This is a genomic window from Rathayibacter sp. PhB179, assembly GCF_004345345.1.
GTDB classification, from domain to species: Bacteria; Actinomycetota; Actinomycetes; order Actinomycetales; family Microbacteriaceae; genus Rathayibacter; species Rathayibacter festucae.
On sequence record NZ_SLVD01000014.1, the window covers coordinates 61,319 to 84,614 of the forward strand.

The window sequence follows — 23,296 nt, forward strand, 5'->3', positions numbered from 1 at the left end:
TTCTCTACCCCCGCGCCCTGCCGGTTGCCGCACCACTTCACGCCCTGATCGGCGACACGTCGCCGCTTCGGCAGAAAAACGAGAGGGGAAAACCCATGACCACCACACCCACCACCCCGGCCCCCGTCGACGTCGACGTGTGGGGACACACCCCGGCGCTGCGCGCCGCCGAGGAAGCCGTCAACGCTGCCGCCGAGTCCGGCGAGATCCGCGACCTGCACGCCGCCGTCCGGGCGCTGCTCACCGCGGCCGCCCGCTACGCCTGGCCCACCGCCACCTGCCTCGTCTTCAAGCGCGAAGCCGAAGGCACGTTCTCCGGATTCTGGGCGCTCTACCGCGTCACCGACGCCGCACACCGCGTGCTCCGCGAGTGGGAGAACGAACCCGACGAGATGAGCGACGAGTCCGAAGAGGAGCGCGTCGCGCTCGACCTCATCACCAACCGCCCCGAACCCCAGGCCTACGCCGACACCTTCGGCCCGCTCAGCGAGGGCACCGCGATCGGCTACCACCTCTACATGCTCTGACCCGCGCGGGGGCCGACCCGAAACGGGCCGGCCCCCGAGGGGGAGAACCCCCTCGACCCCCCCGACTCATCCACTCCTATGAGTCGATGAGTGAATGAGTAAAAGAAGTAATGAAGCAGGGTCAGGCTCCGAAGCGAGAGCGCGGCTTGCGCTTCTTACCCGCTCGGATGTTGCGGTTCTCGATCACCCCGGCGACGGCGAGTCCGGTCGCGACGGCGACGAGGAGGACCCATCCGACGACGTTGAACCACTGCCCGGTGAACGCGGCGTACGTCTGCTCGCCGGCGATCGCGAAGAGCATCAGCGACAGCCCGAACCAGACCATGCCATTGCTGATCAGCGCAGCTCGAGCCAGGGGAGTGCGGGGAGTGGTCATGGCGTCACTGTGACACCGCCGACTGGGACTGCCCCCAACATGCGGACCGTCTTACGCTGACCCTTGCAGCGTCGAGCGGCTCAACGCCCCTGCTCCGCTGCGGCGGACCCCGCCATTCGCCCCGGTTGGCCGAGGGACCGCCGGCCGTCCTCGGCGCGAGCGCGAGTCATCGCCCCGCCGGGGCCGGCTGCCGCCGCCGCTGCGCCCGCCGCATCGCCGGGAACCGGCGCATCGCGTTCTTCGTCAGCATCGCCCGCGTCACGGTTCCAGTACCCAGCCGGTCCCACGCCAGACGAGTGATCGGCAGGTTCCGGCAGAAGATGTCGTGGAACCACGCTCGCGGCAGGTAGCCGTCCGTGTGTAGATCGTGGAAGCACGTCGCGACCGCCTCTTTCACCAGCAGATCCGACCACGCCTGCGCCGCGGTCGGCGGCAAGCGGAAGAACCGCACCGCAGCCACCACCCGCGCCGTCCACAGCCACACGCTGCCCAGCGTGTTCCGTTAGGAGGTCGCTCTACGAGACAGTGAGGGTGGGCTCCGTTATCCGTCGAACACTTCGCCGCTGGCGAAGGCCGCGTCCTCGGCCAGCAACGACACCAGGGGCTCCGGACAGCTGTCGAGGAGGACGCGTCCGGCGGAGGGCATGGGGTCACCGTTGAAAGCGGTCTCGATGCGGTAGCAGGTGTACACCTCGCTCGGACCCCTGTCGTCGGCGGGGGAGCGAGGACCTGACGCGATGAAGACCGAGGCGTTCGCTGAGGTGGGCGTGGACGAGAGATCGTGAAGTACGACGCCGCCAGCATTGAGGTCCAGCTCGGCCGCTGTGGACGCTTCCCCATCCCATCTCATCCCGCTTAGCGCCGTGAGGTAGGGCTCGGGCTCGTTGGTGAGTGGTTGGTAGAGCTCGAGAGATAGGGGGTCCTCGAAGGCGGCGATCTGGCGCCAGAGCACCCCGTCGATGTCGCTGTCGTAGCCGCGGTACTCAGTCGGCCCGCATCCGGAGACAAGGACCGCGATTGCGCTGACCGCGACAGCGGACGCGACTGTGCGAGCTCGTTCCATGCGCGCCACTTTAGGCGTGACGCTGCTGCACCAACTGTCTTGTATGGGGACCGGGCGGCTGGTCAGTCGTCCTCACCGATTGACTGGCGGAGCCGCTGGATTTGCTCCTCGAGTGCCGAGTGGCACTCGTCGTCGGAGGGGGCGTGCCCGATTCTCTAGTGTCGTCCGAACCACTCGCTGAACGACTGTCCGGCGCGGACCATGGCTCTGCCGGCGTCCAGTCGTTCGGTTTCGTACTGTTGGAGCGCGGACGGCACTGTGATGGGTGTCGCGTCCTGGATCGCTGAGGCGAGGGCTGAGGCGTCGTCGAGGGAGACGTCGAAGCCACGTCCGGTCATGGGGGTCGGCACGTGCGCCGCGTTACCGGTCAGTGCGATACGTCCTTCGACGATCTTCTGCGGCACGTACTCGGCGATGGGGGTGCCGGTGACGGTCTGGTTGCGGATGGTGCGGCGGATGGCGTCCCGCCACGGCTGCGGCCATTGTGTGGCGTCGCGGTGGAGCTCTTGCAGGGTCCGCTCGGGAACGTCCGTCGAGCGGATGCTGTGCATGACGACGCCGTCGTGGAGAGCGCCTTGGCGGCGGAGCAGATCGTTGCGGGTGGGGTCGAACCACGCCCATCCCAGTCGCCGGGAACCGGGTCGACGATGGCCATCTTCACCTTCGAGGGGATATCCGATGAGGACGGCGTCTCGGCTGTCCAGGATGTCGGCGTCGTCGGGCCACTGTTCGGTAGCGGGCAGCTCGTCTTCGCGTGCGATGCCGAGCCAGAGAACATATCCCGCGTACGCGGCGTCGGGGTGGTGAGGAGCGACGGCGCGCCTGACGATGCTGCGATGACCATCTGCGCCGATGAGCAGGTCGGCCCGCATCGTGCGCCCGCCTGCGTGCACTTCTACGGCCGTCGGGCTCTGGTGTACGTCCCTGACGGAGGTGCGATCGATGAGGTGCACGAGCGGTGACTGCTCGGCGGCTTGTCGCAGACGGCCGTGCAGTCCCGTCCAGGACTCCGGTGCCGAGGACGCACGGTGGAGGTCTCTCGGTGGGAGACCGGTCACCCGCTCGAGGTGGTCCTGGTTGACGCCGACCGCCCCGCCGGAGCGGGGGCGAGCATCCGCGCGTTCGATGACAGTGATTCTCACGCCCGCCGCCGCGAGAGCGAGACTCGCTGCCAGGCCTGCGAGGGAGCCTCCGACGACGATGGCGTGCAACGGCTCGGTCCTCTCGCTCATGCGCCCGCCCGAGATCGGTGGAGCGGGAAGGATCGTGCGCTGCTCACAGCCTGGGCAGAGGTGCTCTGCCCCTCTGTGCTGACACGCGTGACGCGTCTCGTGCGGGCTGTCATGGTCGTGGACGTCCTTCGGAACGGCCCGATCAACTCCGGCGAATTCGACGCCGTGTTGCCGGGTGGGCAGATGTGGTCCTTGAAGCGGCCGCCGCCAGCGGCTGGATGAGGCCGCTGGTCACCAGTCGCCGTGCGCGGTCATCGTCCTGACGAAAAGCCGCGAGAGTTCATCGCAGTCGGCATTGCTTCGAGCCCACACCTGCGCGTCCGCGTAGGTGCGCAGGGCCTGATCAAGGCCGACGCGATTCCACCAGATCGGCTCGAGAGCGTCGTGCAGCCGTGAACGGACGTTTTCCAGCTCGTCCGCGAAGCAGCGCAGGAGTGCCCGTGTTGCATCGGGATCGTTCTTCGCGGCCCAAAGAGCGTTTACGTGCTCGTGCAGCCGCGCGGCCGCCGCATGGTCGGCGGCCGCGATGGCCGTAGCGAGCTGGCTCGATGTCATGACGACGTCAGCGGCGGCGGGCCGCGGCGGAGAGCTCGGTGGCTCCGTAGCTGTTGTCGTCAGGGTTGAGGGTGACGCCGGGCGCGACGAGCTCGTCGATGCGGTCGAGGACCTCAGAGGAGAGGGCGATGTCGGCGGCGGGCAGCTGGGACTCCAGCTGCTCCATGGTGCGAGGTCCGATGATCGCCGAGGTGACGCCCGGGTGGCGGATGACGAAGGCGATCGCGAGCTGGATCAGGGTGATCCCCGCGCCCTCGGCGAGGAGGGCGAGCTCTTCGACGACGTCGAGCTTGCGCTGGTTGGCGGGGGTGCTCATGTCGAAGCGAGCGCTGGGGCGGGCCGAGGAGGTCGGCGTGCCGGCGGCGTCCTTGCGCCAGCGGCCGGAGAGCCAGCCGCCGGCGAGGGGGCTGTACGTGAGGGTGCCCATGCCGTGGCGCTGCACGGCGGGCAGCACGTCCTCCTCGATGCCGCGCACGAGGATCGAGTAGGGCGGCTGCTCGGTGACGAAGCGCTCGAGTCCGCGCTCACGGGAGGCCCACTGCGCCTCGACGATCTGGCTGCCGGAGTAGGACGACGAGCCGATCGAGCGGACCTTGCCCCGGCGGACGAGGTCGGTGAGGGCGCCGAGGGTCTCCTCGACGTCGGTCGTCGGGCTCGGGCGGTGCACCTGGTACAGGTCGATGTAGTCGGTGCCGAGACGGCGGAGCGAGTCCTCGACGGCCCGCATGATGTACTTCCGCGAGCCGCCGGAGCGGTTGGCCCCGTCTCCCATCGGCATGAAGAACTTGGTCGCGAGGACGACGTCGTCGCGGCGGCCCTGGAGGGCCTCGCCGACGATCTCCTCGGAGACGCCGCCGGAGTAGACGTCCGCGGTGTCGACGACGTTGATGCCGGCGTCGAGGGCGGCGTGGATGACGCGGATCGAGTCGGCGCGGTCCTCGTTGCCCCAGGGGCCGAACATCATCGTGCCGAGGGCGAGGGGGCTGACGGACATTCCGGTGCGTCCGAGGGGGCGGTACTCCATGGCGTTCTCCTTGTCGGTGTCGTGCAGGGGTTCAGCGTGAGCCGGGGGTCAGGCGGCGGCGGTGTCGCCGAGGACCTTCTTGGCGACGGTGACGGCGGAGAGGGCCTTGGGCCAGCCGGCGTAGAAGGCGAGGTGGGTGATCGTCTCGATCAGCTCGTTCTGGGTGACGCCGTTCTCGAGGGCGCGGCTGAGGTGGCCGGGGAGCTGCTCGGCGTTGCCGCCCATGATCAGGGCGGACACGGTGATGAGGCTGCGGTCGCGGGGGGAGAGCTCGGGGCGCTCCCAGACGTCGCCGAAGAGGACGTCGTCGGTGAGTTGGACGATCTTCGGCGCGAAGTCGCCGACGAGCTGCTGGATGGGGGTGGGTTCGGTCATGGCTGCTGCTCCTGTCGAGAAAGGAAAGGAGGGCGGCCGGTGGTCCGGCCGCCCTCACGAGGTCACGGGGTGACGAGCACCTTCAGGGCGCTGCGCTCGTCCATCGCCGTGTAGCCGGCGGGAGTGTCCTCGAGATCGATGCTGCGATCGAAGACCAGGCCCGGGTTCACCGTCCCGTCGAGGACGGCGGGGAGCTGCTGCTCGATGTACGCGCGCACCGGCGCGGGTCCGCCGGCCAGGCGCGCGTTCTTCCCGAAGAGGCTCCCGAAGCCGACGGGCGCGTCCTCGTACTGCGGGACGCCGACGCGGCTGATGACGCCGCCGGGGCGGACGACACCGTAGGCCTGCTCGTAGGCGGGCATGTGCCCGACGGCCTCGAGGACGACGTGGGTGCCCTGGCTGTCGGTGAGGTCGAGGACCTTCTGCACGCCCTCCTCGCCGCGCTCAGCGACGACGTCGGTCGCGCCGAAGGTGACGCCCAGGTCGGTGCGGGCGGTGTGGCGACCCATCAGGATGATCCGCTGCGCGCCCATCTGCTTCGCGGAGAGGACCGCGAGCAGACCGACCGCTCCGTCACCGATGACGGTCACGGTGGTGTCGGCGGTGACGCCGCCAGCGTGGGCGGCGTGCCAGCCGGTGCCGTACACGTCCGACAGCGTGAGCAGCGACGGGTAGAGCGCTTCGTCGATCGTGCCGGGCACCTTCACGAGGGAGCCGTCGGCATAGGGGACACGGACGGCCTCGGCCTGGGCGCCGCCGATGTCGCCGGCGCCATACCAGCCGCCGTGCACGCACGCGGTCTGCAGGCCCTCGCGGCAGTAGACGCAGGTGCCGTCGGAGATCGCGAACGGGGCGATGACGAAGTCGCCCTTCTTCAGCGTCTGAACGTCGGCGCCGATCTCCTCGATCACGCCGATGAACTCGTGGCCCATTGCGGCGCCCTGCTCGCCGGCGGGCATCGAGTGGTACGGGTGCAGGTCGCTGCCGCAGATGCAGGCGCGGGTGACGCGGACGATGGCGTCGGTGGACGCCTTCAGGATGGGATCGGCGACGGTCTCGACGCGGACGTCTCCCGCGCCGTACATGAATGCTGCTCGCATGAGCTTCCTCTCAGAACGTGTTCCTCTAGAGAACGCCGTCCGGTGCTGGCGGGGGAGTGTCTGCTGTGCCGTGTACTGGCAGTACCTCCCGGGAAAACGTCAGGCGGCGGCCTGGTCACGGATCTGCGCGAGGGCGTCCATGAACCCTTCCGAGCAGCCGCTGGATCCGGCGAGCCGGTCGACGTCGAGCTCGTCGATGGGGCGTCCGACGATCGCCTGGGGGAGAGCCTCGGCGAAGCGCTGCTGGTAGCCGAGCGATGTCTCGTCCTCAGCCGGAGTGGTGATCGCCACTGCAGTGACGGCGTCGCCCTGGATGGTGAGGGTGACGTCGTGGTGCGACGGCAGGCCCCCGTACCAGCCGCGGGCCGTGTACTCCCCGTCGCGGTACTCACCCTCCGCTTCCGGCGTCGAGGTGGACGCTTCCGGTGTCGAGGTGGACCGTTCGGGCTGCTGCAGCGTCGGTGCCGCGCTGGCAGCAGCGGCCGGTGTCGTCGCGGGATCCTCCGCGGCCCGGTCGCCGGCAGTGCAGCCGGTGAGGGTCGCGGCGACGGTCAGCGTCCCCGCGGCTGCAGCGAGGCGGCCCCTCACGACGTGGCTCCGAGGCGCTGCAGATCCGCCGTCACGTCAGCCGGTTCCGCGGAGGCAGGAAGGTTCGCCTGGTCGCGGACCCCATCGACCTGGCCGACGGGATCGGGGTCGGTCGCCGCGAACAGCGGGGCGAGGTCCTCAGGTGCAGGGCCGTCTTCGGCGACGAGCTCGACGGTGCGGTGGCCGGCGTCTGGGGAGGTGAGGCTGTCGACGAGGACGCGGGCGATCTGGTCGCGGGCGATGACGCCGTCGGCGGGGCTGCCGGCGTGACGGGTGTCGCCCTGCAGGAAAGTGATCGCGAGCTGGTCGGGCTCGTTCGCGTCGAACCAGCCAGGCCGCACGATGGTGTACCGGTTGCCGCTGGCGCGGACGAGGCGTTCGCTGCGACGCTTCCAGTCGTGCGTCGTGCTGCGCCCGGTGACGCCGATCGCGGTCATCAGCGCGATGCGGACGGGCCGGCCGCCGAGGGCGGTGAGGACATTGCGCACGGCGCCGTAGTCGACGTCGCGGGCGTCGTCGCTGCCGTAGGCGGCGCCGTGGGTGAACACGACCGCATCGATCCCCTCGACGGCCTCGGTCAGTGTCTCCGCGGCAGTGAGCCGGCCGACGACCACCTCGGCGCGCGGGTCGAGGCGTCCGGCGCGTCGCTCCTCTCTGACGAGGGCGCGCACGGTGTGGCCGGCGTCGAGGGCGTGGGCGACGACTCGGCGGCCGATGCTGCCGGTCGCGCCGACGACGAGGACGGTGAGGGTCTCGGGTGCGGTCATGGTGTCCTCCTCGGTCAGTTCTGCTCGGTGGTGGGGCGGACGAGGACCTTGAGGGCCTCGCGGTCGGCCATCGCCTGGTAGCCGGCGGGCACCCCGTCGAGGTCGACGGTGCGGTCGAAGACGCGGCCCGGCTCGATGGTCCCGTCCAGGACGAGGGGGAGCAGGGTCGGGATGTAGTGGCGGGCGGGGGCAACGCCTCCGGTGAGGGTGATGTTGCGCATGAAGTCGCCGAACCCGAAGGGCACCTCCGCGAACTGCGGGGCGCCGACGCGGCTGACGACGCCGCCGTCGCGGACGACCGCGAACGCGGTCTCGAGCGCGGCCTTCAGCCCGACGGCCTCGAGGACGACGTGGGTGCCGTCGCCACCGGTGAGCTCCTTGACGCGGGCGATGCCCTCGTCGCCGCGCTCGGCGACGACGTCGGTGGCGCCGAAGTCGCGGCCGAGGTCGGTGCGGGCGGTGTGGCGGCCCATCAGGATGATCCGCTCGGCGCCGAGGATCTTCGCGGAGAGGACGGCGGAGAGGCCGACGGCGCCGTCGCCGATGACGGTGACGGTCTTCCCGGGGCCGACGCCGCCGGTGACCGCGGCGTGGTAGCCGGTGGACATGACGTCCGAGAGGGCGAGGAGGGAGGGGATGAGCGTCTCGTCGAACCCGGCCGGGACGACGACGAGAGTGCCATCGGCCTGGGGGACGCGGACCTTCTCGCCCTGTCCGCCGTCGCCGGGGTTGCCCCAGTGGGCGCCGTGGCGGCAGGAGGTCTGCAGGCCCTCGCGGCAGAAGTCGCAGGTGCCGTCGGAGGCGACAAACGGGGCGATCACGAAGTCGCCGACGGCGACGTCGGAGACGGCGTCGCCGATCTGCTCGACGATGCCGACGAACTCGTGTCCCATCCGGGCTCCGTGCTCGGAGTGCTCCATCGAGGCGTAGGGCCAGAGGTCGGAGCCGCAGATGCAGCCCGCGACGATGCGCAGCACCGCATCGGTCGGCTCCTGGATCTTCGGGTCGGGGACGGTCTCGATCCGGACGTCGCCGGCGGCGTACATGACGGTTGCGCGCATGAGGTCTCGCTTCTCTCGTGAGGGAGTGGTGCCGCACAGGCTGCGGCGGATGCTCTCGGCCGTCGGACGTCGTCTCGGTGGCCTGCACCCATGCAACCGCGCTCCTCGCGGGCGCGGGAGGTTCTGCTGTTCCATGTAATGCCAGCCCCTCCCTCCCTCCTCCGGGCAGTCGTAGCGTGGCTCGCATGACGATCCAGCTCACCCTCAACAACGGCGTCACCCTCCCCGCACTCGGCCTGGGCGTCTTCCAGAGCGCGCCCGAGGAGACGACCGCCGCCGTGCAGTCCGCCCTCGAGGCCGGCTACCGCCACATCGACACCGCCGCCGCGTACGGCAACGAGCGCGAGGTCGGCGAGGGCCTGCGCCGCTCGGGCCTGGACCGCTCGGAGGTGTTCGTCGAGACGAAGGTCTGGGTCACCGACTACGGCTACGACGAGACCCTGCACGCGTTCGAGAAGGCCACCGGCAAGCTCGGCGTCGAGCAGCTCGACCTGCTGATCCTGCACCAGCCCGTCCCGTCCCGCTTCGACACCACCGTCGCCGCCTACCGGGCGCTGGAGAAGCTCCTCGCGGACGGCGGCGTGCGCGCGATCGGCGTCAGCAACTTCACGCCCGCGCACCTGGCGCGCCTCCTCGCCGAGGTCGACGTCATCCCCGCCGTCAACCAGGTCGAGCTGCACCCGTACTTCGCGCAGCCCGACCTCCGCCGCGAGCACGCCGAGCGCGGGATCCTCACGCAGGCGTGGTCGCCGATCGGCGGCATCACGTTCTACCCCGGCTACGGGGACGAACGCCGCAGCGTCATGGACGACGAGACGATCGGCGCGATCGCGGCCGAGCACGGCAAGAGCCCGGCGCAGGTGATGCTCCGCTGGCACCTGCAGCAGGGCCGCTCCGCGATCCCCAAGTCGACGAACCCCGAGCGGATTGCGGCGAACTTCGACGTCTTCGACTTCGAGCTCCCGGACGACGAGCTCGCGCGCATCGATTCCCTCGACACCGGCGTGCGCAGCGGACCCGATCCGGACGAGGAGCACCCCGCGTTCTTCAATTTCTCCATCCCCGAAGCCTGAAAGCCGGCGCCATGACCATGCAGAGCGAAGTCCGCGAGTTCCTCACCACCCGTCGCGCCCGAATCACGCCCGAGAAGGCCGGACTGCCCGTATACGGCGGCAACCGCCGCGTCGAGGGGCTGCGCCGCGAAGAGGTCGCGATGCTCGCTGGCGTCAGCGTCGACTACTACAACCGCCTCGAGCGCGGAAACCTCAGCGGCGTCTCCGAAAGCGTCCTCGACGCCCTCGCCCGCGCCCTGCAGCTCGATGACGCGGAGCGGGCGCACCTGTTCGACCTCGCGCGCGCCGCGAACCTCGCGCCCGCGAAGCGCCGCGCCGCCGCGACCACTCAGGTGTCCGCGAGCGTGCAGCGGCTGCTCGACGCGATCACCGACGCGCCCGCCTGGGTGCGCAACAACCGCCACGACCTCCTCGCGACCAACGCGCTCGGCCGCGCGCTCTACGCGGACATGATCGCCAGTCCCTATGGGCCGCCGAACACGGCTCGGTTCGTGTTCCTGGACGTGCGCTCGCGCGACTTCTTCCCGCAGTGGGAGAAGTCCGCGGAGGACATCGTCGCGATCCTGCGCTCCGCTGCCGGCCGAAACCCCTACGACCGGGAGCTGTCCAACCTCGTCGGTGAGCTCTCCACCCGCAGTGACGTGTTCCGCACCAGCTGGGCGAAGCACGACGTGCGCTTCCACCGCACCGGCACGAAGAAGATCCACCACGCGCTCGTCGGCGACCTCGACCTCGACTACGAGGCGATGACCCTCGACTCCGACACCGACCTCACCCTCCTCGCCTACACCGCCCGCCCCGGCACCCCCTCCGCCGATGGCCTGCGCATGCTCGCGAGCCTCGCGGCGACCCGCGAAAGCGAGCAGGCGGCCGCGGCCGAGGTCGCCACCGATCCCTCGAACTAGGAGAAGCACCATGACCGCCTGGACCGCAGACGAGCTGCACCGCGTCGGCGACGCCGGAGAGCTGCGCATCGCCGGCCGCCGCACCGACGGCACCCTGCGCCGACTCGTCATCATCTGGCAGGTCCGCGTCGACGACTCGATCTACGTCCGCTCCGTGAACGGACCCGACGCGAGCTGGTTCCGCGGCACCCAAGTCCGCGGCGAGGGCCGCATCGAGGCCGGAGGCGTGGCGAAGGACGTCGTCTTCGCCCGCGACGACACCGTCGATGACCGTATCGACGAGGCCTACCGCCGCAAGTACGGCAGCGGCTCCGCCGTGCGCGCGATCACCAGCGACCTCGCCACCAGCACGACCTTGCGCGTCGATCCCGCCTGACCTCTCCCGCGGCAGAAGGGGTGCACTGGCAGTACCTGGGACACCGGTCACTGCCGCCGATGCAGCCGCAGCGCTTGCATGGATGCGGGAAGGACAACCACCAATGACATCGACACCCGCGACCACCGAGCCTCGGACCGCGCCCCACAAGGGCGCGATCCTGACGATCATCCTCGTCAGCTACTTCATGATCCTGCTCGACAACTCGGTCATCTTCACCGCGCTGCCCAGCCTCGAGGCCGACCTGGGCCTCGCCCCCGCTGAGCTCGCCTGGGTGCAGGACGCCTACACCCTCGTCTTCGGCGGCCTGCTGCTGCTCGGCGCCCGGGCCGGCGATCTCCTCGGCCGCAAGCGCGTGTTCATCTTCGGCCTCGTCGTCTTCTCGATCGCCTCCCTCCTCATCGCCTTCGCCCCCGCTGGGTGGTGGCTGATCGGCTCCCGCGCGATCCAGGGCATCGGCGCCGCGATCGTCGCCCCGTCCGCGCTGTCGCTGCTCACCGCGAGCTTCGAGGGCCGCGAGCGCGCCCGCGCCGTCGCCGCCTACGCCGCCACCGCCGGCATCGGCGCAAGCCTGGGCATGGTCATCGGCGGCGCGCTCGCCTCCTGGATCTCCTGGCGCGCTGGCTTCTTCGTCAACGTCCCCATCGGCATCGCCATGATCGCCCTCGCCCCGAAGTTCCTCCCCGAGACCGCCACCCGGCCCGGACGCTTCGACCTCCCCGGCGCCATCACCGCCACCCTCGGCGTCGGCGGACTCGTCTTCGCGATCCTGCACGGCTCCGAGAACGGCTGGACCGACGCGACCACCCTCGTCTCCTTCGCCCTCGCCGTGGCGCTGCTCGTCACCTTCGTGGTCGCGGAGTCGCGGGCCGCGCAGCCGATCATGCCGCTGCACCTGTTCGCGAGCCGTCAGCGCACCGGCGCCTACCTCACCCGGTTCCTCTACCTCGGCGCGATGATCGGGTTCTTCTACTTCACCACCCAGTACCTCCAGGGCGCTCTCGGTTTCAGCCCGCTGCAGGCGGGCCTGGCGTTCCTGCCGATGACGCTCGTCAACTTCGCCGTCGCCCTGCTTATCCCGCGCCTGTCCGACCGGATCGGGAACACGGTCCTGCTCGTCGCCGGCATCGTCCTCACCCTCGCCGGGATGCTCTGGCTCACCCGCATCACCCCCGACAGCGGCTACCTGGCCGCGGTCGCCGCGCCCATGCTCTTCATCGGCGCAGGCCAGGGTCTCGCGTTCGCTCCGATGACCACCTTCGGCATCGCCGGCACCACCGCCGAGGACGTGGGAGCCGCGTCGGGAGTGGTGAACACGTTCCACCAGCTCGGCACGTCCGTGGGCCTGGGCATCCTCGTCGCCGTCGCCACCCTCGCCGCCCCCGACTCCGGCGTCGAGACCACCGCGAGCGTCACCGCCGAGACGTCGCTCGCCCTGACCGCCGGCACTGGACTGCTGCTGCTCTCCCTCGTCACGACCCTCGCCCTCGTCGTCCCCAGCACCCTCGCGGACCGGCGCGCGGCCACGGCGCCTCTCGCGGTCCAGCCGGAGAGCGTCCGATGAGCCGGTCGGATCTGCCCGCCGCCCTCACCACCGCGCTCCTCGCACTGCAGTCGGAGGAGTTCGACGCGATGGTCCTCGCCGACGTGACCGCGCTCGATGCGCTCCTCGCGCCGCAGTTCACCCTCACCCACATGACGGGGTTCGTGCAGTCCAAGGCCGACTGGCTCTCCGACGTCGACACCGACCGGATGAGCTACCACGCCGTCGACTTGGTCGATTCCGTCCTCACCGGCAGCGAGAGCGACCCGGTGCTCACCGTGCGAACCCTCACCGAAGCGACGATCTGGGGTGCGCACAGTACCTGGCGTCTGCAGCTGCGCAGCACCTTCGTTCCGGACGGTGACGGGTGGATCATCGCCCGCACCGTCGCCTCCACCTGGTAGCCACCGCCCTCAACCCGTCAGGAGACAAGCCGTGGAAGGCCTGGAACTCACCGTCCTGCTGGGCGTGACCGTCCTCATCGGAGCACTGCTCGCCCCGCGACTGCGCGTCGCCGCCCCCCTCGTGCTCCTCGTGCTCGGCCTGCTGCTGGGGTTCGTGCCGGCGCTGCACGAGGTGGAGCTGCCGCCGGAGACGGTACTGCTGCTGTTCCTGCCCGTCCTGCTGTTCTGGGAGAGCCTGACCAGCTCGCTGCGCTCGATCAAGCGCGACTTCCGCGGCATCGTGATCATGAGCACCCTCCTCGTCGTCGCCACAGCTTTCGCCGCCGCCGGCGTCGCGCACGCGATGGGCCTGTCGTGGGCCGCCGCGCTCATCCTCGGCGCCGCCGTCGCCCCGCCGGATGCGACCGCCGTCGCGGCTCTGGGCCGGATGCTTCCGCGCCGCAACTTCATGCTGCTCAAGGCCGAGAGCCTCACCAACGACGGCACCGCGCTCGTCCTGTACTCGATCGCGGTCGGCGCGGCCGTCGGCGGCAGCTACACCCCGCTGGATATCACCGGGCTCGTCCTGCTCTCGTACGTCGGCGGCATCGCGGCCGGCGCCGCCGTCGCGGGCCTCGCGTTCCTCGTCCTGCGGCGCATGCGGGACGCGCTGCTGATCAACGTCGGCCTGCTGCTCACCCCGTTCGCCGCGTTCCTGCTCGCCGAGACGATCGGAGCCTCCGGGGTGCTCGCGGTCGTCGTCGCCGGCCTCATCGTCTCCTTCACCTCCGCCCGCATCAGCACCGCCGCCTCCCGCCGCCAGACCGAATCCGCCTGGCCGCTGGGCACCTTCCTTCTCAACGGCGCCCTCTTCGTCCTCGTCGGCCTGCAGGTCCCCAGGCTCCTGCGCGAGATCGACGCCGGCCGCATCGGTTGGCTGATCCTCGTCAGCATCGCCGTCTGGCTCGTGCTGTTGCTCGTGCGGTTCCTGTTCCAGAGCACCTCCGTCGCCCTCATCCGCCTCCTGGACCGCCGCCCTACCCAGAAGGCACGGAGGATGAGCTACCGCGCTCGCGTCGTCAGCGCCGTCGGCGGGTTCCGCGGAGCGGTGTCCCTCGCGATCGCGCTCTCCGTCCCCGCGACGCTCGCCTCCGGCGACCCGTTCCCCGACCGCGACGACATCGTCTTCGTCACCGCCGGCGTCATCCTGCTCACCCTGCTCGTGCAAGGTCCCCTCCTGCCGCGCGTCGTGCGCTGGGCGCACCTGCCCCAGGACACCTCCGCCGACGACGAGCTGCGCCTCGCCGAACAGGAACTCGCCCAGGCGGCCCTCGCCGCTCTCGACGACGTCGCCCTCGAGCACGGCGTCAGCGACAAGGTCCGCGAACGCCTCCACCGCGACTACGAAGAGCACGCCACCCTCGCCGACCCCGACGCCACCAGCGCACCCGAGCACGCCAGCGCCCTCCCCGGCGCGACCGGAACCGATCAGGACGGCCTCGAGGCATCACCCGCCCCGACCGCCCTCGCGGCACCGGCATCACCCGGTCAGCAGCACGAGGAGTACGTGCGCGCGAAGCTCGCGCTCCTGGACCGCAAACGCGAAGTACTTCTGCGCCTTCGCCGAGAAGGAGCCGTCGACGACACCGTCGCCCGCACCGTCCAGACCCGTCTCGACGTCGAGGAGCTCCGCCTCAGCGGCGCCGACCCCATCGACTGACCACCACCCGCCCGAAAGGACTCCCGATGAACATCGAACCCGCCGCCACGACCTCCAAGAACCCGCCCGAGCAGTTCGCCGGCGACGTCTGGGTCGACCCCATCGTCGCCCCCCAAGACGACGACCAGCGCACCACCGTCGCCCGCGTCCGCTTCGCGCCCAGCGCCCGCACCGCCTGGCACTCCCACGCCCGCGGCCAGTACCTCCACGTCACCGCCGGCATCGCCCGCTTCGGCACCCGCGACGGCAAGATCCTCGAAGTGCACCCGGGCCAGACGCTCTACACGCCCCCCGGACAGGAGCACTGGCACGCCAGCGCCCCCGGAGTGTTCATGGAACACCTCGCAATCCTCGAAAGCGCCGACGACCCGTCGACGACGACGAGCTGGGGCGAGCACATCACCGACGAGCAGTACGAAGGCCGCTGAGCTACTCGCGGACCGAAACGTCAGCGAACAACATCCCACCTTCCCCTTTTCGCGGCATCCGCGATCGGGTCGGTTCTGTGCGCCCTCCGGCGCCTCACCTCACTACTAGGAGCACTCCATGACCAGCACCGCATCTATCCCCGCAGTGACGGGTGCGTCCTCACCGACGCGAGCCAGGTCGGGATGGCCGGGAGTCGTCGTCCTCATGCTGGCGATCTTCACCCTCGTCACGAGCGAGTTCCTCCCGGCGAGTCTCCTGCCGCTGATGGCGAGCGACTTCGGGATCACCGAGGGCGTCGCCGGCCAGGTCGTCACCGCCACCGCCATCATCGGCATGATCGCAGGCCCCGGCACGGCACTTCTGTTCCCCCGCCTGGACCGCAAGCGTCTCGTCGTGATCCTGTTGGCACTCGCGGTGCTCTCGAACCTTCTCACCGCCGTCGCCCCGGTCTACTGGCTGGTCGTCATCGCCCGCCTCGTGCTGGGCGCCGCGATCGCGGGGACGTGGGCGATGGCCTTGGCGATCGCCTCACATCTCGTCGAAGCGAAGCACCTCGGCCGCGCCATGGCGATCGTCAACATCGGCGTCGCCGGCGCCACCGTCGCCGCCGTGCCCCTCGGTGCGCTGATCAGCTCGATCGCCGGTTGGCGTACCGTCTTCTGGGCCATCGCCGCCGCCACCGCGATCGCTCTCGTCGTCTTCCTCCTCGCCATGCCCGCCATCCCGGCCGCGGCCGTCGGCGGCGTCCGCACCCTTCTCGCCGCCCTCCGCTCCCGCGTCATGATCGTCGGACTCCTCGGCCTCGCGCTCCTCGTCGCCGGACACTTCGGCAGCTACACCTTCATCCGCACCATGGCCGAGAGCGTGCCCGGCCTGACCCCCGGCGCGATCGCGCTCCTCCTCGCCGTCTTCGGCATCGGCGGCCTGGTCGGCAACCTCCTCGCCGGCCTCTTCGTCGACCGGCGCCTCGTCGCCGCGATGATCACCGTGCCCGTCGTGATCGGCCTGTCGATCATCGGATTCTCCGTCTCCACGGGATCCGTCGCCTTGGTGTTCCTCGCCGCCGCCCTCTGGGGCATCGGCTTCGGCGGCAACCCGACCATGTCCCAGACCTGGATCTCCCAGGTCGAGCCGAACCGGATCGAGGCAGCCGGTGGCCTGTTCGTCTTCACCTTCCAGTTCGCGATCGCCCTCGGCGCCGCCATCGGAGGCCTGCTTGTCGACACCTCCGGAGTGCAGTCGCTCTACCTCGTCAGCGGCATCGCCGCCCTCGTTGGCGGAGCACTCCTCGTTTCCACCCGTCGCGGACTTGCGCAGTAGACGGTTGGTACCCCCCGCCACCCCCGCAAGCTCTCACGTCCGACGGCCTGCGACACGCACGAAAGCCGACGCGCTAATCACGAGCACGTCGGCTTTCGTGCAGCTGCTGCGAGCTGGAGTTGACGGGCACGCATGAAAGGTCCCCAGATACCCCGTTCCAGGAGGAACGACATGCGCGCGGAGCGACGATGAAGCGCCGGCGGGACATGTAGCTGGCGACTCGGTAGCCGCGTCGGTCAGTAGAACTGTGCGGGAAAGGTGGTTCCTGCGAAGACGGTGTCGAGTTTCGCGAAGGCTGACGAGCGTTTGCCGGCCTCCTCCAGTGCGATGGCATCCCATATACGCTTCGCGTCACCGCTGAGCGTCGTCACTGCATGTGCGTGGTGAGCGTCGGTTGATGCTGCGCGGATACGTCCCGTGGTTCCGGTGGGGTCGTTCAGGGAGGGCAGCTCGCTGCTGGCGAGGTTCTTGGCCAAGTACGCAAAATCGAGGTAGGGAATGAAGGACGACTCGCGTGCCATTCGTTCCGCCGCCCGCATCTCGAGGTAGAACGACGAGATCTTGACGCTGGGGTTGGCGTACTTCCAGGCCTTCATGAGGCGAGCGAGACCCTTCGCGCCGCCGGAGGGCGAACGGTTCGCGTCGGTCACGTACGCGAGATGCGCTGACGGTGCGCTCTCCATCCACCCTCCACCAGGAGCGGGAATGCTGTACACGATGTGATCGCCGTTCGAACGCTGGTAATAGCCGGGAATCACCTCCCAGCGTTCGCTTCCGCCCGCGAAGTCAACAACAACAGCCGGTCTGCTGACACGCACTGGTGTCAGCGGAAACGACCGTGTGAGGGCGGTCCTGACGCGATCAAGCGCGGTGTCCGAGCTCGCGGGACGAACTCCCGCCAGGCTCACGAGCACGTCGACATCCGAGTGTCCGCGCACCGCTGTTCCATGACGGAATGACCCCGTCTCCCGGATGTTGTAGTTGTCTAGTTGCGAGAGGGACTGCTCAATAGAGGTGCGGTGCCGCGCGGCGGCCGACCGCTCACCGTCCGTAGGAATTTTCCGCGATAGCAAGACCTCGAAGGCGTCCTCGATGGTGCGTTCAGGCATTGGTGGCGAGCCCTTCGAGATTCGTCGTCTGCCCCCCGGCTTTGATGTTGTGCCCGGCCTTCTTGTAAGCCCGCGGGGAGATTGGCTCGGCAGACCGGTTCTGCTCATCCATCCGCTCGGTCAGACCTTCCAGGACGGCCCGGCTTTTCTCTAGGTCCGCCCACGGTGCGTCGACTAGACGGGCTCGACGCGCGGCGTTCTGAATCTCGAGGTAGGCGTTCGCCGCCGCGGTCGCAGCGGTTGCGCGCTGAGACGCGTTAACGACGGTCATCACCGCGCCCCCAGCCGCTGCGAAGAGAGCGAGCACCCCGCCGACGATGTCCAGCCCGAACGACGCGAGAACAAGAGCTCCTGACACGGCCGCGGATGCGGCCGAGAGTGACCCGAGCCAGAGATTGAACTTCTGCCAGCCTTTTGCCTGCTCGAACTGGCCCTGAGCGCTCCACATCGCGCGGTCCTCAACTTCCGAAAGCTCACGCAGTAGCGCCTTTCGCCGTGCGCCCTCATCCGTATCCACAACGCGAGAATATCGGCCACACGTCAGAAGACACCTTGACCGGGGACGTCCTAGATCGTGCGCGTGCGCACCCGCGCAGCGGCGACGGAGCACCGCCAGAAGGTCGCCCGGCTGCGCCGGCCGCCCTACGGGCTCACACCCTCATTTGCCGTGAAGCCTTCGGCGGCTCCCTCCGCTTCGCTGCGGTCGTAGCTACCTGCGGGCTCCGTTCAAGTGGCTGCGCCACCGGCGGCCGGTCGGGACGACGAGCCGCTCGGCCTCGTCCGGCCAGACCTAGGGTGGGCAGATGAGTCGTCGCTCGGTTGCACTCACGCTCCTGCTGGCCGTGGTGGGCGCCATGACCGCGTGCGCGCCGGAGCCCGTTGATCGCGCGCAGATCACTCAGTGGCGCTCGGACCGTCAGGTTGACATTGACGCGGGTAGTCCCTTCCTCGCTGTGCTGTCATCCGATTCGAGCGCTGGACAGGAAGGGGATCGGCTGGAGGCCGTCTTCGACCAACCAGAGCTGCCCAGCGCCATCACCTTCGAATGCTTCGGGGACGGCACGGTCGAACTGCAGCTCGACTCCGACTCCAAGACCGGCACGGTCACGACGGGTAGGACCACTGTCCAAACCGTCGATTGCGGCGACGGACCACTCGACATCGACCCGGCATTCCTCGGCACCGATCCGATCGACCTCGTTGGCGTGGCTACAACTGACGCCGATCGCGACACGGCTTGGTTCCTGACCGTGAGTGGGGCGCAGAGCACGTCCTGACGGCTCACCGCGCATGTCGGCTCCCACTGGGCATGTGGTTCGTCCCGTAAGGGGATGGTCGAGCGCGTCAGTTTCGACGTTCGTGGGCGGCAGCCGAACTCGATTGCTCTTCACCTCATTGACTCATTCGAGTCCAACCCCACATCGTTCCGCAGGGGACCCAGGGCAGATCGAAACGAGCACCACAGACGGCCTGGCGTCAGATCCACGCCTCGCGCTGACTTCCCCTCCGCCCATCGATGGGGGACGATTCCCATGCTGCACGACGCCGATCGACTCGTCGTGCAGCGGTCCCAGCCCGACCCCAGCGGGGCTGGGCTATCCCATCGCAGAGGTAGGCGTGATGCAGCCGGATCCAGCTCACAACCGGATGCGGATCGACCGGGAGACGTCTGCTCCGTGGATCGAGATTGCGCACAAGGCTCGGATCCTGCAGGACCTCCTCGCTGAGACGGAAGCAGCAACACCACGGTCCCGGTTTGGCGAGGTAGACAGGTTCTATCCCCTCGAATCAGCTGAGCGCTGGTGCCGGTCCTATCTCTCCGCGGCGCTTGAGCATCTCGTGATGTGGGCGGACCTGGTCGCTCCGCTGAAACTGCACCCAGAAGCCGAGCTGCACCACTCCCTCAGGCCCGCTCAGACCCTCGCCCGCGCAGCCCTCGAATCAGCATCGCAGGCTGTGTGGATCATGAGCGCCGACCATCCCCGAGAGCTGGCCCGGCGACACCTCTCCCTCGTTCTCGAGGACTGGAACGAGCAACAGAAAGCAGCCATCGACCAGAACGTGAGGGCGGCGCTGACCTCGAGAAGGCAGGCCATCCTCGACGTCTTCGAACCAGTGGGCATCAAGCTGCACGCCCCCAGCTACCTCAATCTGGTCACCAGCGCCGCCGAAACCGTCCGCACAACGCTGGACAACACCAGTGTCGGAGACAAGGCCCACGTGGAGCGGCTCTGGCGCGCGTCGGCCGGATCGGCACACGGCAAGATGTGGCCCTCCCTGGAGCTCACGACAAGTGTTGAAGTCAGTGGGCGCACCTACTCGTTCCCCGACCCGAACGCGATGGCCGCGATGCTCTCGCTCGCGGAGGCCGTGACGTCCTTCGGAGTGGTGCGCTTCGTTGAGAGCTGCGGCCGCACGGCGGGGTTCACCGCACGGTTCAAGGAGACCGCAGCACGCTGGTACGCGAGGGTCCCGAAGATTCCGGGGGCGCCGGCCTCACTCCCCACTGATTTTCTCGACTCCGGACCGTTCCCGGCAGACGCCACCTATCACTGGGACGGCGAGGGCCCCTCCACATCCCAGTAGCACTGCGCGAGGGGCTCAGGCGCACGGAGTCGATCCGACACTGACGCTCACCGCGATGACCGTCAGTACCGTGAACACATGACGTCACGGCGAAATGCGCTCATCACCAACCTGACCTTCGGGGTGGGCGGTCTCGCGCTGGGCGCCTGTCTCGCTACCGTCATCGACGGCCGGTGGACCGCCGATTGGGTCGGGGCAACCGGCACCTGGTTCGGGTCGATCGCGACCGTCCTCGCGCTCCTCTGGGCTGTCCAGAGCTTCCGCGCAGACCAGGCCGACCGGGAGCAGACGCGCGCGGAGGCGCGCGACAAGGAAGCGGGCGAACGGATCGAACGAGAGGCGAGCGAGCTCACCGAAGCGCGCAACGTCAGCATCGCTCTCCGAGGAGGAGCTGGTTTCGGGGACGACCCCAACAAGATATTGACGGGTGTCCATGTCGACATCCGCAACCACTCAAAGCACGACGTCGTCGTTCCGCGCTTGCGACTCGATGACAAGCTGCATCCCCTCAAAGCTCTGCCGGACGGCATTCACGTCCCTGCCGGAGAAACCGTCACGAAGACGATCGATATCAAACCCACAGCCGCGCAGAGGGGGGAAGCCGGCGGTGGCAGCCTCGCACGACTGACCGCCGACATGGACTATCGCGTCGACGGCCGCGACTGGCGCCGCAGTAGTTCCGGTGACCCGGAGCGCATCTGACGATGTAGAGGTGTTCCGTTTGGGGATGGTGCACCGGACGCCTCGTCGGGCTGGAAGGTCTTTTCGCGACCATCGCAATCCGTTCGTCCCACTGACAGGCTGAGGCCGGATGTGGAGGGAACCAGTGATTACCGACGCTGAACTTCGTCAGGCGCTGAGCCCTGTCTTCGAGGAGATGCTCAACGAGCGTGAACTCGCCTCGCTACGCGTCTCCTTTACACGCCTCTTCATCGACGGTGCAGAGCGTCCTCTCCGCAGCGGCGAGCGTCTGGATGATGGCGACGTGCGTGTCCACTGGGAGATCCTCGGCGAGGAGGGATCGGCCCGCGGGTTGCAGCGCGGCGTCAATCTCGCTGACTTCGTACTCGCGGTTCGGAGCGATCTCCAGGACTTCATTGCGGAGAGTTCGTTCGGGTGGGGTCAGCTCAGAGGGCCTCGGTCTCTCCTCTGACCTGCCCCACTTCAGCAGGTGGGGGTCTCGTCCCAGAAGAGGATGGGTCGGCGGGAGGCGTCCTCGAAGAGGTCGGCGATCGGTCATCCCGGTGTTGGTCGAGGTGTCTCTCAGCTGTTCTTGCCGGGATCCCCACGTCTGAGGGGATCCATGAGAGCACCAGTCCTGCACGACGTCGCAGGAGCACTTTTGCTGGTCTGCGCTTTCTCGGGCTGCGCGTCCACTTCTACGCCCGGGGCTGAACCCCCGTCGCGTCGACCGGCGCACCCGGCCCCGAACCTGCGTTCGCGGCGGAGAACGATGAGCTCACATGCGTGAGCTGGGTCCCATTCGAATCTGTCAATGACGCCGCGGTGGACAGGCAGATTGTTGTGAGGGCGGAGCTCGAATCCACGTCGGTGACCGTGGTCATGCACGGCGAACGAGTAGCGCTTCACCGAGCGACCGTCACAGAAGTCTTCGCCGGCGACGCAGCTATCGGCGATGTGCTCGACGTGGTTTCGACTCCGACGAGCTGCACCGATGGCGCCCCGTATCCAGAGGGAGATCCGATGCTGCGAGACGAGGCGACACTGGTCTTGAATCCGGGCAGTCCCGCGCCTGGCAGTGCTGACTTCCTTCAAACGATCACCCCCAACGCTGGCGTGTGGGATGAGCGGCCTTCCAGCACTTGACGATGCACACGCGACGGGCGTAACCGTCATTGGCGCGAGGATCAGAGTGGCGACATCCTTCCCTCCCGTATGGGGATCGTTCAGCGGCGCATCGGGTCGGCGCCACGCGCCTGCTCTTGTCGGCACCTGCTGCTCCACCACAATGAGCACATGACTGATGGACATGCCTGGTCGGGGGACGTTCCTCCTCTGCCGGAGGGGCGCTCGGCTGATTGGATCGCGGTCAACGGAACTCACAACCAGCGGTGGCACGTCGCTGGCGACGACTCGCTCGAGCTGATGAACGAGAGCATCAACGCTCTCGTGGATTCCGCCGACGAGGTACTCGCCGGCTCTCTCCTCAGCCGGTACACGTTGACCCGGGAGCAAGTCGCGTTGATCAGTGATCGGTACCCGCAGCTCGAGCCGATCGCGCAACTGCACGAGCACGCTCCGGCGGCACTGAAGCTGCGTGCGGAGCTGTGGAAGCTGCTGCCGTTCTCTCTTCTCGCCTTCCTAGATGAGGTGAACGCGACGGACGCAGAACGAACAGCGCTCCTCAACGCGCACGACAACACCATCGGCCCGGACTCGACCACGCTCGGAGAGACGTGGGGAGGGATCCGCGGCGCCGGAAGCTAGAGGCCGTCCCCTAAGGGGATCCTGCTCCGGACGTCAGCAGGCGCCGCAATCGGCCGTTTCAGCTAGCGCGGAGTCGCCTCCGGTTCGCGACGAGAAGACCTGCTCCTACTGCTGCGCTGACGAGGCTGACCACGAGCCCGAGAAGCATGGTGTCCCACGCTGCGCTGAGTTCGATGATGGAGACGGTGTTCTCCGTTGGCAGCGTGTCCACGAGCACGGCCGATCGCACGGCTCCGTTCAACAGGGTCGCGAGCCCGAGTAGGAGGGCTGCGCTGATGATTGCTAGGACGGTGAGGAAGAGCACTCTCGGGAGCGAGGTTGCCGGAGAGTGCCGGAGGCGCTCAGATTCCATGTGATCAGTGTGCGCCGACTTCTACAGTCACACTTCCGCCGGGCGGAGGATCTGTTATGACTAATCCTCAGTCTCATGGTGGTCACTGTCTCATCAGGGGATCGTTCACAGGCGCATTGCGGGACTGGTGATGTTCGTCCGTGACGCCTGAGACGAAACCGTGCTCTGAGGGCATTCACTACTGAGGGGGGTGATGTCGGTGGTCGGTGCTGCTGAGCTGACGCTGGTGGATCGTCTTCGCAGCGGCGACCCTTCGGCGCTGGATGCTCTCTTCCGGATGCACGGCCGTGCGGTCCACCGGGCCGCGGGGAGCTTCCTCGTCCAAGCCGACCAGGCGGAGGACGTCGTGCAGGAGACCTTCTTCCTGCTCTGGAAGCGCCGCTC

28 protein-coding genes and 1 pseudogene are annotated in these 23,296 nt (G+C 68.6%); 15 read left to right on the forward strand and 14 right to left on the reverse strand.

All coding sequences use genetic code 11. The features are described from left to right. Nucleotides 1–95: 95 nt before the first annotated feature. Nucleotides 96–527: a hypothetical protein gene (locus EDF43_RS21180; RefSeq protein ID WP_132438400.1), complete on the forward strand. Its 432-nt coding sequence runs from the start codon at nucleotides 96–98 to the stop codon at nucleotides 525–527. A 121-nt stretch (nucleotides 528–648) separates the two neighbouring features. Here the strand turns inward: EDF43_RS21180 and EDF43_RS21185 are convergent, their stop codons facing one another. From EDF43_RS21185 to EDF43_RS21235, 11 genes are all read right to left on the reverse strand, one after another. Then, on the reverse strand, nucleotides 649–903 hold the full coding sequence (locus tag EDF43_RS21185; RefSeq protein ID WP_132438399.1) for a hypothetical protein: 255 nt from the start codon (nucleotides 901–903) through the stop codon (nucleotides 649–651). 166 nt (nucleotides 904–1,069) lie between these two features. After that, nucleotides 1,070–1,387: a hypothetical protein gene (locus EDF43_RS21190; RefSeq protein ID WP_132438398.1), complete on the reverse strand. Its 318-nt coding sequence runs from the start codon at nucleotides 1,385–1,387 to the stop codon at nucleotides 1,070–1,072. A 57-nt stretch (nucleotides 1,388–1,444) separates the two neighbouring features. Next, entirely contained in the window at nucleotides 1,445–1,966 is a 522-nt protein-coding gene (locus tag EDF43_RS21195) for a hypothetical protein (RefSeq protein ID WP_132438397.1), read from the reverse strand. A 155-nt stretch (nucleotides 1,967–2,121) separates the two neighbouring features. Continuing rightward, a complete protein-coding gene (locus tag EDF43_RS21200) occupies nucleotides 2,122–3,198 on the reverse strand; it encodes an FAD-dependent monooxygenase (protein WP_132438396.1) in 1,077 nt (358 codons plus the stop codon). Nucleotides 3,199–3,429: 231 nt separating this feature from the next. Further along, nucleotides 3,430–3,753 carry a hypothetical protein gene (locus EDF43_RS21205; protein ID WP_132438395.1) on the reverse strand — a complete coding sequence of 108 codons (324 nt, stop codon included), beginning with the start codon at nucleotides 3,751–3,753 and terminating at the stop codon, nucleotides 3,430–3,432. 7 nt (nucleotides 3,754–3,760) lie between these two features. After that, entirely contained in the window at nucleotides 3,761–4,777 is a 1,017-nt protein-coding gene (locus tag EDF43_RS21210) for an aldo/keto reductase (RefSeq protein ID WP_132438394.1), read from the reverse strand. 48 nt (nucleotides 4,778–4,825) lie between these two features. Further along, complete coding sequence (locus EDF43_RS21215) at nucleotides 4,826–5,152, reverse strand: carboxymuconolactone decarboxylase family protein (protein ID WP_132438393.1); 327 nt, start codon at nucleotides 5,150–5,152, stop codon at nucleotides 4,826–4,828. A 62-nt stretch (nucleotides 5,153–5,214) separates the two neighbouring features. Further along, nucleotides 5,215–6,252, reverse strand: coding sequence for an alcohol dehydrogenase catalytic domain-containing protein (locus tag EDF43_RS21220; protein WP_132438392.1), 1,038 nt, complete (start codon nucleotides 6,250–6,252; stop codon nucleotides 5,215–5,217). A gap of 99 nt (nucleotides 6,253–6,351) precedes the next feature. Further along, nucleotides 6,352–6,840: a hypothetical protein gene (locus EDF43_RS21225; RefSeq protein ID WP_207901905.1), complete on the reverse strand. Its 489-nt coding sequence runs from the start codon at nucleotides 6,838–6,840 to the stop codon at nucleotides 6,352–6,354. Then, a complete protein-coding gene (locus tag EDF43_RS21230) occupies nucleotides 6,837–7,607 on the reverse strand; it encodes an SDR family oxidoreductase (protein WP_132438391.1) in 771 nt (256 codons plus the stop codon). Before EDF43_RS21230 ends, EDF43_RS21225 begins: the two co-directional genes overlap by 4 nt. Before the next feature lie 14 nt (nucleotides 7,608–7,621). Continuing rightward, nucleotides 7,622–8,668 (reverse strand): zinc-dependent alcohol dehydrogenase family protein, encoded by a 1,047-nt coding sequence (locus EDF43_RS21235; RefSeq protein WP_132438390.1) that lies wholly within the window; start codon nucleotides 8,666–8,668, stop codon nucleotides 7,622–7,624. Between the two features lie 185 nt (nucleotides 8,669–8,853). On the opposite strand from EDF43_RS21235, the gene EDF43_RS21240 reads away from it, so the two are divergent. From EDF43_RS21240 to EDF43_RS21275, 8 genes and pseudogenes are all read left to right on the forward strand, one after another. Further along, a complete protein-coding gene (locus EDF43_RS21240; protein WP_132438389.1) occupies nucleotides 8,854–9,741 on the forward strand; it encodes an aldo/keto reductase in 888 nt (295 codons plus the stop codon). Next, nucleotides 9,666–10,646 (forward strand): annotated as a pseudogene (locus EDF43_RS21245) (helix-turn-helix transcriptional regulator); the annotation flags it as partial. The gene EDF43_RS21240 and the pseudogene EDF43_RS21245, both read left to right, overlap by 76 nt. A gap of 10 nt (nucleotides 10,647–10,656) precedes the next feature. Next, a complete protein-coding gene (locus tag EDF43_RS21250; RefSeq protein ID WP_132438387.1) occupies nucleotides 10,657–11,022 on the forward strand; it encodes a DUF2255 family protein in 366 nt (121 codons plus the stop codon). 103 nt (nucleotides 11,023–11,125) lie between these two features. Next, nucleotides 11,126–12,586: an MFS transporter gene (locus EDF43_RS21255; RefSeq protein ID WP_132438386.1), complete on the forward strand. Its 1,461-nt coding sequence runs from the start codon at nucleotides 11,126–11,128 to the stop codon at nucleotides 12,584–12,586. Beyond that, the gene (locus EDF43_RS21260) at nucleotides 12,583–12,969 is read left to right on the forward strand and encodes a nuclear transport factor 2 family protein (protein ID WP_132438385.1); all 387 of its coding nucleotides are present in this window, start codon (nucleotides 12,583–12,585) and stop codon (nucleotides 12,967–12,969) included. The genes EDF43_RS21255 and EDF43_RS21260 overlap by 4 nt, the downstream gene beginning before the upstream one ends. Nucleotides 12,970–13,000: 31 nt before the next feature. Continuing rightward, on the forward strand, nucleotides 13,001–14,668 hold the full coding sequence (locus tag EDF43_RS21265) for a Na+/H+ antiporter (protein WP_132438384.1): 1,668 nt from the start codon (nucleotides 13,001–13,003) through the stop codon (nucleotides 14,666–14,668). Nucleotides 14,669–14,694: 26 nt separating this feature from the next. Then, the gene (locus EDF43_RS21270) at nucleotides 14,695–15,096 is read left to right on the forward strand and encodes a cupin domain-containing protein (RefSeq protein ID WP_132438383.1); all 402 of its coding nucleotides are present in this window, start codon (nucleotides 14,695–14,697) and stop codon (nucleotides 15,094–15,096) included. 118 nt (nucleotides 15,097–15,214) lie between these two features. After that, the gene (locus EDF43_RS21275; protein ID WP_132438382.1) at nucleotides 15,215–16,417 is read left to right on the forward strand and encodes an MFS transporter; all 1,203 of its coding nucleotides are present in this window, start codon (nucleotides 15,215–15,217) and stop codon (nucleotides 16,415–16,417) included. A 236-nt stretch (nucleotides 16,418–16,653) separates the two neighbouring features. Here the strand turns inward: EDF43_RS21275 and EDF43_RS21280 are convergent, their stop codons facing one another. Continuing rightward, nucleotides 16,654–17,526, reverse strand: coding sequence for a nucleotidyltransferase (locus EDF43_RS21280; protein WP_132438381.1), 873 nt, complete (start codon nucleotides 17,524–17,526; stop codon nucleotides 16,654–16,656). Then, entirely contained in the window at nucleotides 17,519–18,043 is a 525-nt protein-coding gene (locus EDF43_RS21285; protein WP_207901906.1) for an SLATT domain-containing protein, read from the reverse strand. The genes EDF43_RS21280 and EDF43_RS21285 overlap by 8 nt, the downstream gene beginning before the upstream one ends. A 286-nt stretch (nucleotides 18,044–18,329) precedes the next feature. On the opposite strand from EDF43_RS21285, the gene EDF43_RS21290 reads away from it, so the two are divergent. From EDF43_RS21290 to EDF43_RS21315, 6 genes are all read left to right on the forward strand, one after another. Then, a complete protein-coding gene (locus EDF43_RS21290; protein WP_132438380.1) occupies nucleotides 18,330–18,803 on the forward strand; it encodes a hypothetical protein in 474 nt (157 codons plus the stop codon). Between the two features lie 340 nt (nucleotides 18,804–19,143). Then, nucleotides 19,144–20,112 (forward strand): hypothetical protein, encoded by a 969-nt coding sequence (locus EDF43_RS21295; RefSeq protein ID WP_165909225.1) that lies wholly within the window; start codon nucleotides 19,144–19,146, stop codon nucleotides 20,110–20,112. A gap of 78 nt (nucleotides 20,113–20,190) precedes the next feature. Then, on the forward strand, nucleotides 20,191–20,814 hold the full coding sequence (locus EDF43_RS21300) for a hypothetical protein (RefSeq protein ID WP_132438378.1): 624 nt from the start codon (nucleotides 20,191–20,193) through the stop codon (nucleotides 20,812–20,814). Between the two features lie 124 nt (nucleotides 20,815–20,938). After that, entirely contained in the window at nucleotides 20,939–21,265 is a 327-nt protein-coding gene (locus EDF43_RS21305) for a hypothetical protein (RefSeq protein WP_132438377.1), read from the forward strand. Nucleotides 21,266–21,618: 353 nt separating this feature from the next. Then, complete coding sequence (locus EDF43_RS21310; protein ID WP_132438376.1) at nucleotides 21,619–21,939, forward strand: hypothetical protein; 321 nt, start codon at nucleotides 21,619–21,621, stop codon at nucleotides 21,937–21,939. 279 nt (nucleotides 21,940–22,218) lie between these two features. After that, entirely contained in the window at nucleotides 22,219–22,560 is a 342-nt protein-coding gene (locus EDF43_RS21315; RefSeq protein ID WP_132438375.1) for a hypothetical protein, read from the forward strand. A 58-nt stretch (nucleotides 22,561–22,618) separates the two neighbouring features. Here EDF43_RS21315 and EDF43_RS21320 read toward each other — a convergent pair whose 3' ends face one another. Further along, nucleotides 22,619–22,912 carry a hypothetical protein gene (locus EDF43_RS21320; RefSeq protein WP_132438374.1) on the reverse strand — a complete coding sequence of 98 codons (294 nt, stop codon included), beginning with the start codon at nucleotides 22,910–22,912 and terminating at the stop codon, nucleotides 22,619–22,621. Nucleotides 22,913–23,296: the final 384 nt, after the last annotated feature.

Excerpts from the sequence above, each read along its gene's own strand:
- EDF43_RS21180 (WP_132438400.1), top strand. The coding sequence starts at position 96 with ATGACCACCACACCCACCACCCCGGCCCCCGTCGACGTCGACGTGTGG.
- EDF43_RS21185 (WP_132438399.1), bottom strand. The coding sequence starts at position 903 with ATGACCACTCCCCGCACTCCCCTGGCTCGAGCTGCGCTGATCAGCAAT.
- EDF43_RS21195 (WP_132438397.1), bottom strand. The coding sequence starts at position 1,966 with ATGGAACGAGCTCGCACAGTCGCGTCCGCTGTCGCGGTCAGCGCAATC.
- EDF43_RS21200 (WP_132438396.1), bottom strand. The coding sequence starts at position 3,198 with ATGAGCGAGAGGACCGAGCCGTTGCACGCCATCGTCGTCGGAGGCTCC.
- EDF43_RS21205 (WP_132438395.1), bottom strand. The coding sequence starts at position 3,753 with ATGACATCGAGCCAGCTCGCTACGGCCATCGCGGCCGCCGACCATGCG.
- EDF43_RS21210 (WP_132438394.1), bottom strand. The coding sequence starts at position 4,777 with ATGGAGTACCGCCCCCTCGGACGCACCGGAATGTCCGTCAGCCCCCTC.
- EDF43_RS21215 (WP_132438393.1), bottom strand. The coding sequence starts at position 5,152 with ATGACCGAACCCACCCCCATCCAGCAGCTCGTCGGCGACTTCGCGCCG.
- EDF43_RS21220 (WP_132438392.1), bottom strand. The coding sequence starts at position 6,252 with ATGCGAGCAGCATTCATGTACGGCGCGGGAGACGTCCGCGTCGAGACC.
- EDF43_RS21230 (WP_132438391.1), bottom strand. The coding sequence starts at position 7,607 with ATGACCGCACCCGAGACCCTCACCGTCCTCGTCGTCGGCGCGACCGGC.
- EDF43_RS21235 (WP_132438390.1), bottom strand. The coding sequence starts at position 8,668 with ATGCGCGCAACCGTCATGTACGCCGCCGGCGACGTCCGGATCGAGACC.
- EDF43_RS21240 (WP_132438389.1), top strand. The coding sequence starts at position 8,854 with ATGACGATCCAGCTCACCCTCAACAACGGCGTCACCCTCCCCGCACTC.
- EDF43_RS21250 (WP_132438387.1), top strand. The coding sequence starts at position 10,657 with ATGACCGCCTGGACCGCAGACGAGCTGCACCGCGTCGGCGACGCCGGA.
- EDF43_RS21255 (WP_132438386.1), top strand. The coding sequence starts at position 11,126 with ATGACATCGACACCCGCGACCACCGAGCCTCGGACCGCGCCCCACAAG.
- EDF43_RS21260 (WP_132438385.1), top strand. The coding sequence starts at position 12,583 with ATGAGCCGGTCGGATCTGCCCGCCGCCCTCACCACCGCGCTCCTCGCA.
- EDF43_RS21270 (WP_132438383.1), top strand. The coding sequence starts at position 14,695 with ATGAACATCGAACCCGCCGCCACGACCTCCAAGAACCCGCCCGAGCAG.
- EDF43_RS21275 (WP_132438382.1), top strand. The coding sequence starts at position 15,215 with ATGACCAGCACCGCATCTATCCCCGCAGTGACGGGTGCGTCCTCACCG.
- EDF43_RS21280 (WP_132438381.1), bottom strand. The coding sequence starts at position 17,526 with ATGCCTGAACGCACCATCGAGGACGCCTTCGAGGTCTTGCTATCGCGG.
- EDF43_RS21290 (WP_132438380.1), top strand. The coding sequence starts at position 18,330 with ATGAGTCGTCGCTCGGTTGCACTCACGCTCCTGCTGGCCGTGGTGGGC.
- EDF43_RS21300 (WP_132438378.1), top strand. The coding sequence starts at position 20,191 with ATGACGTCACGGCGAAATGCGCTCATCACCAACCTGACCTTCGGGGTG.
- EDF43_RS21315 (WP_132438375.1), top strand. The coding sequence starts at position 22,219 with ATGAACGAGAGCATCAACGCTCTCGTGGATTCCGCCGACGAGGTACTC.
- EDF43_RS21320 (WP_132438374.1), bottom strand. The coding sequence starts at position 22,912 with ATGGAATCTGAGCGCCTCCGGCACTCTCCGGCAACCTCGCTCCCGAGA.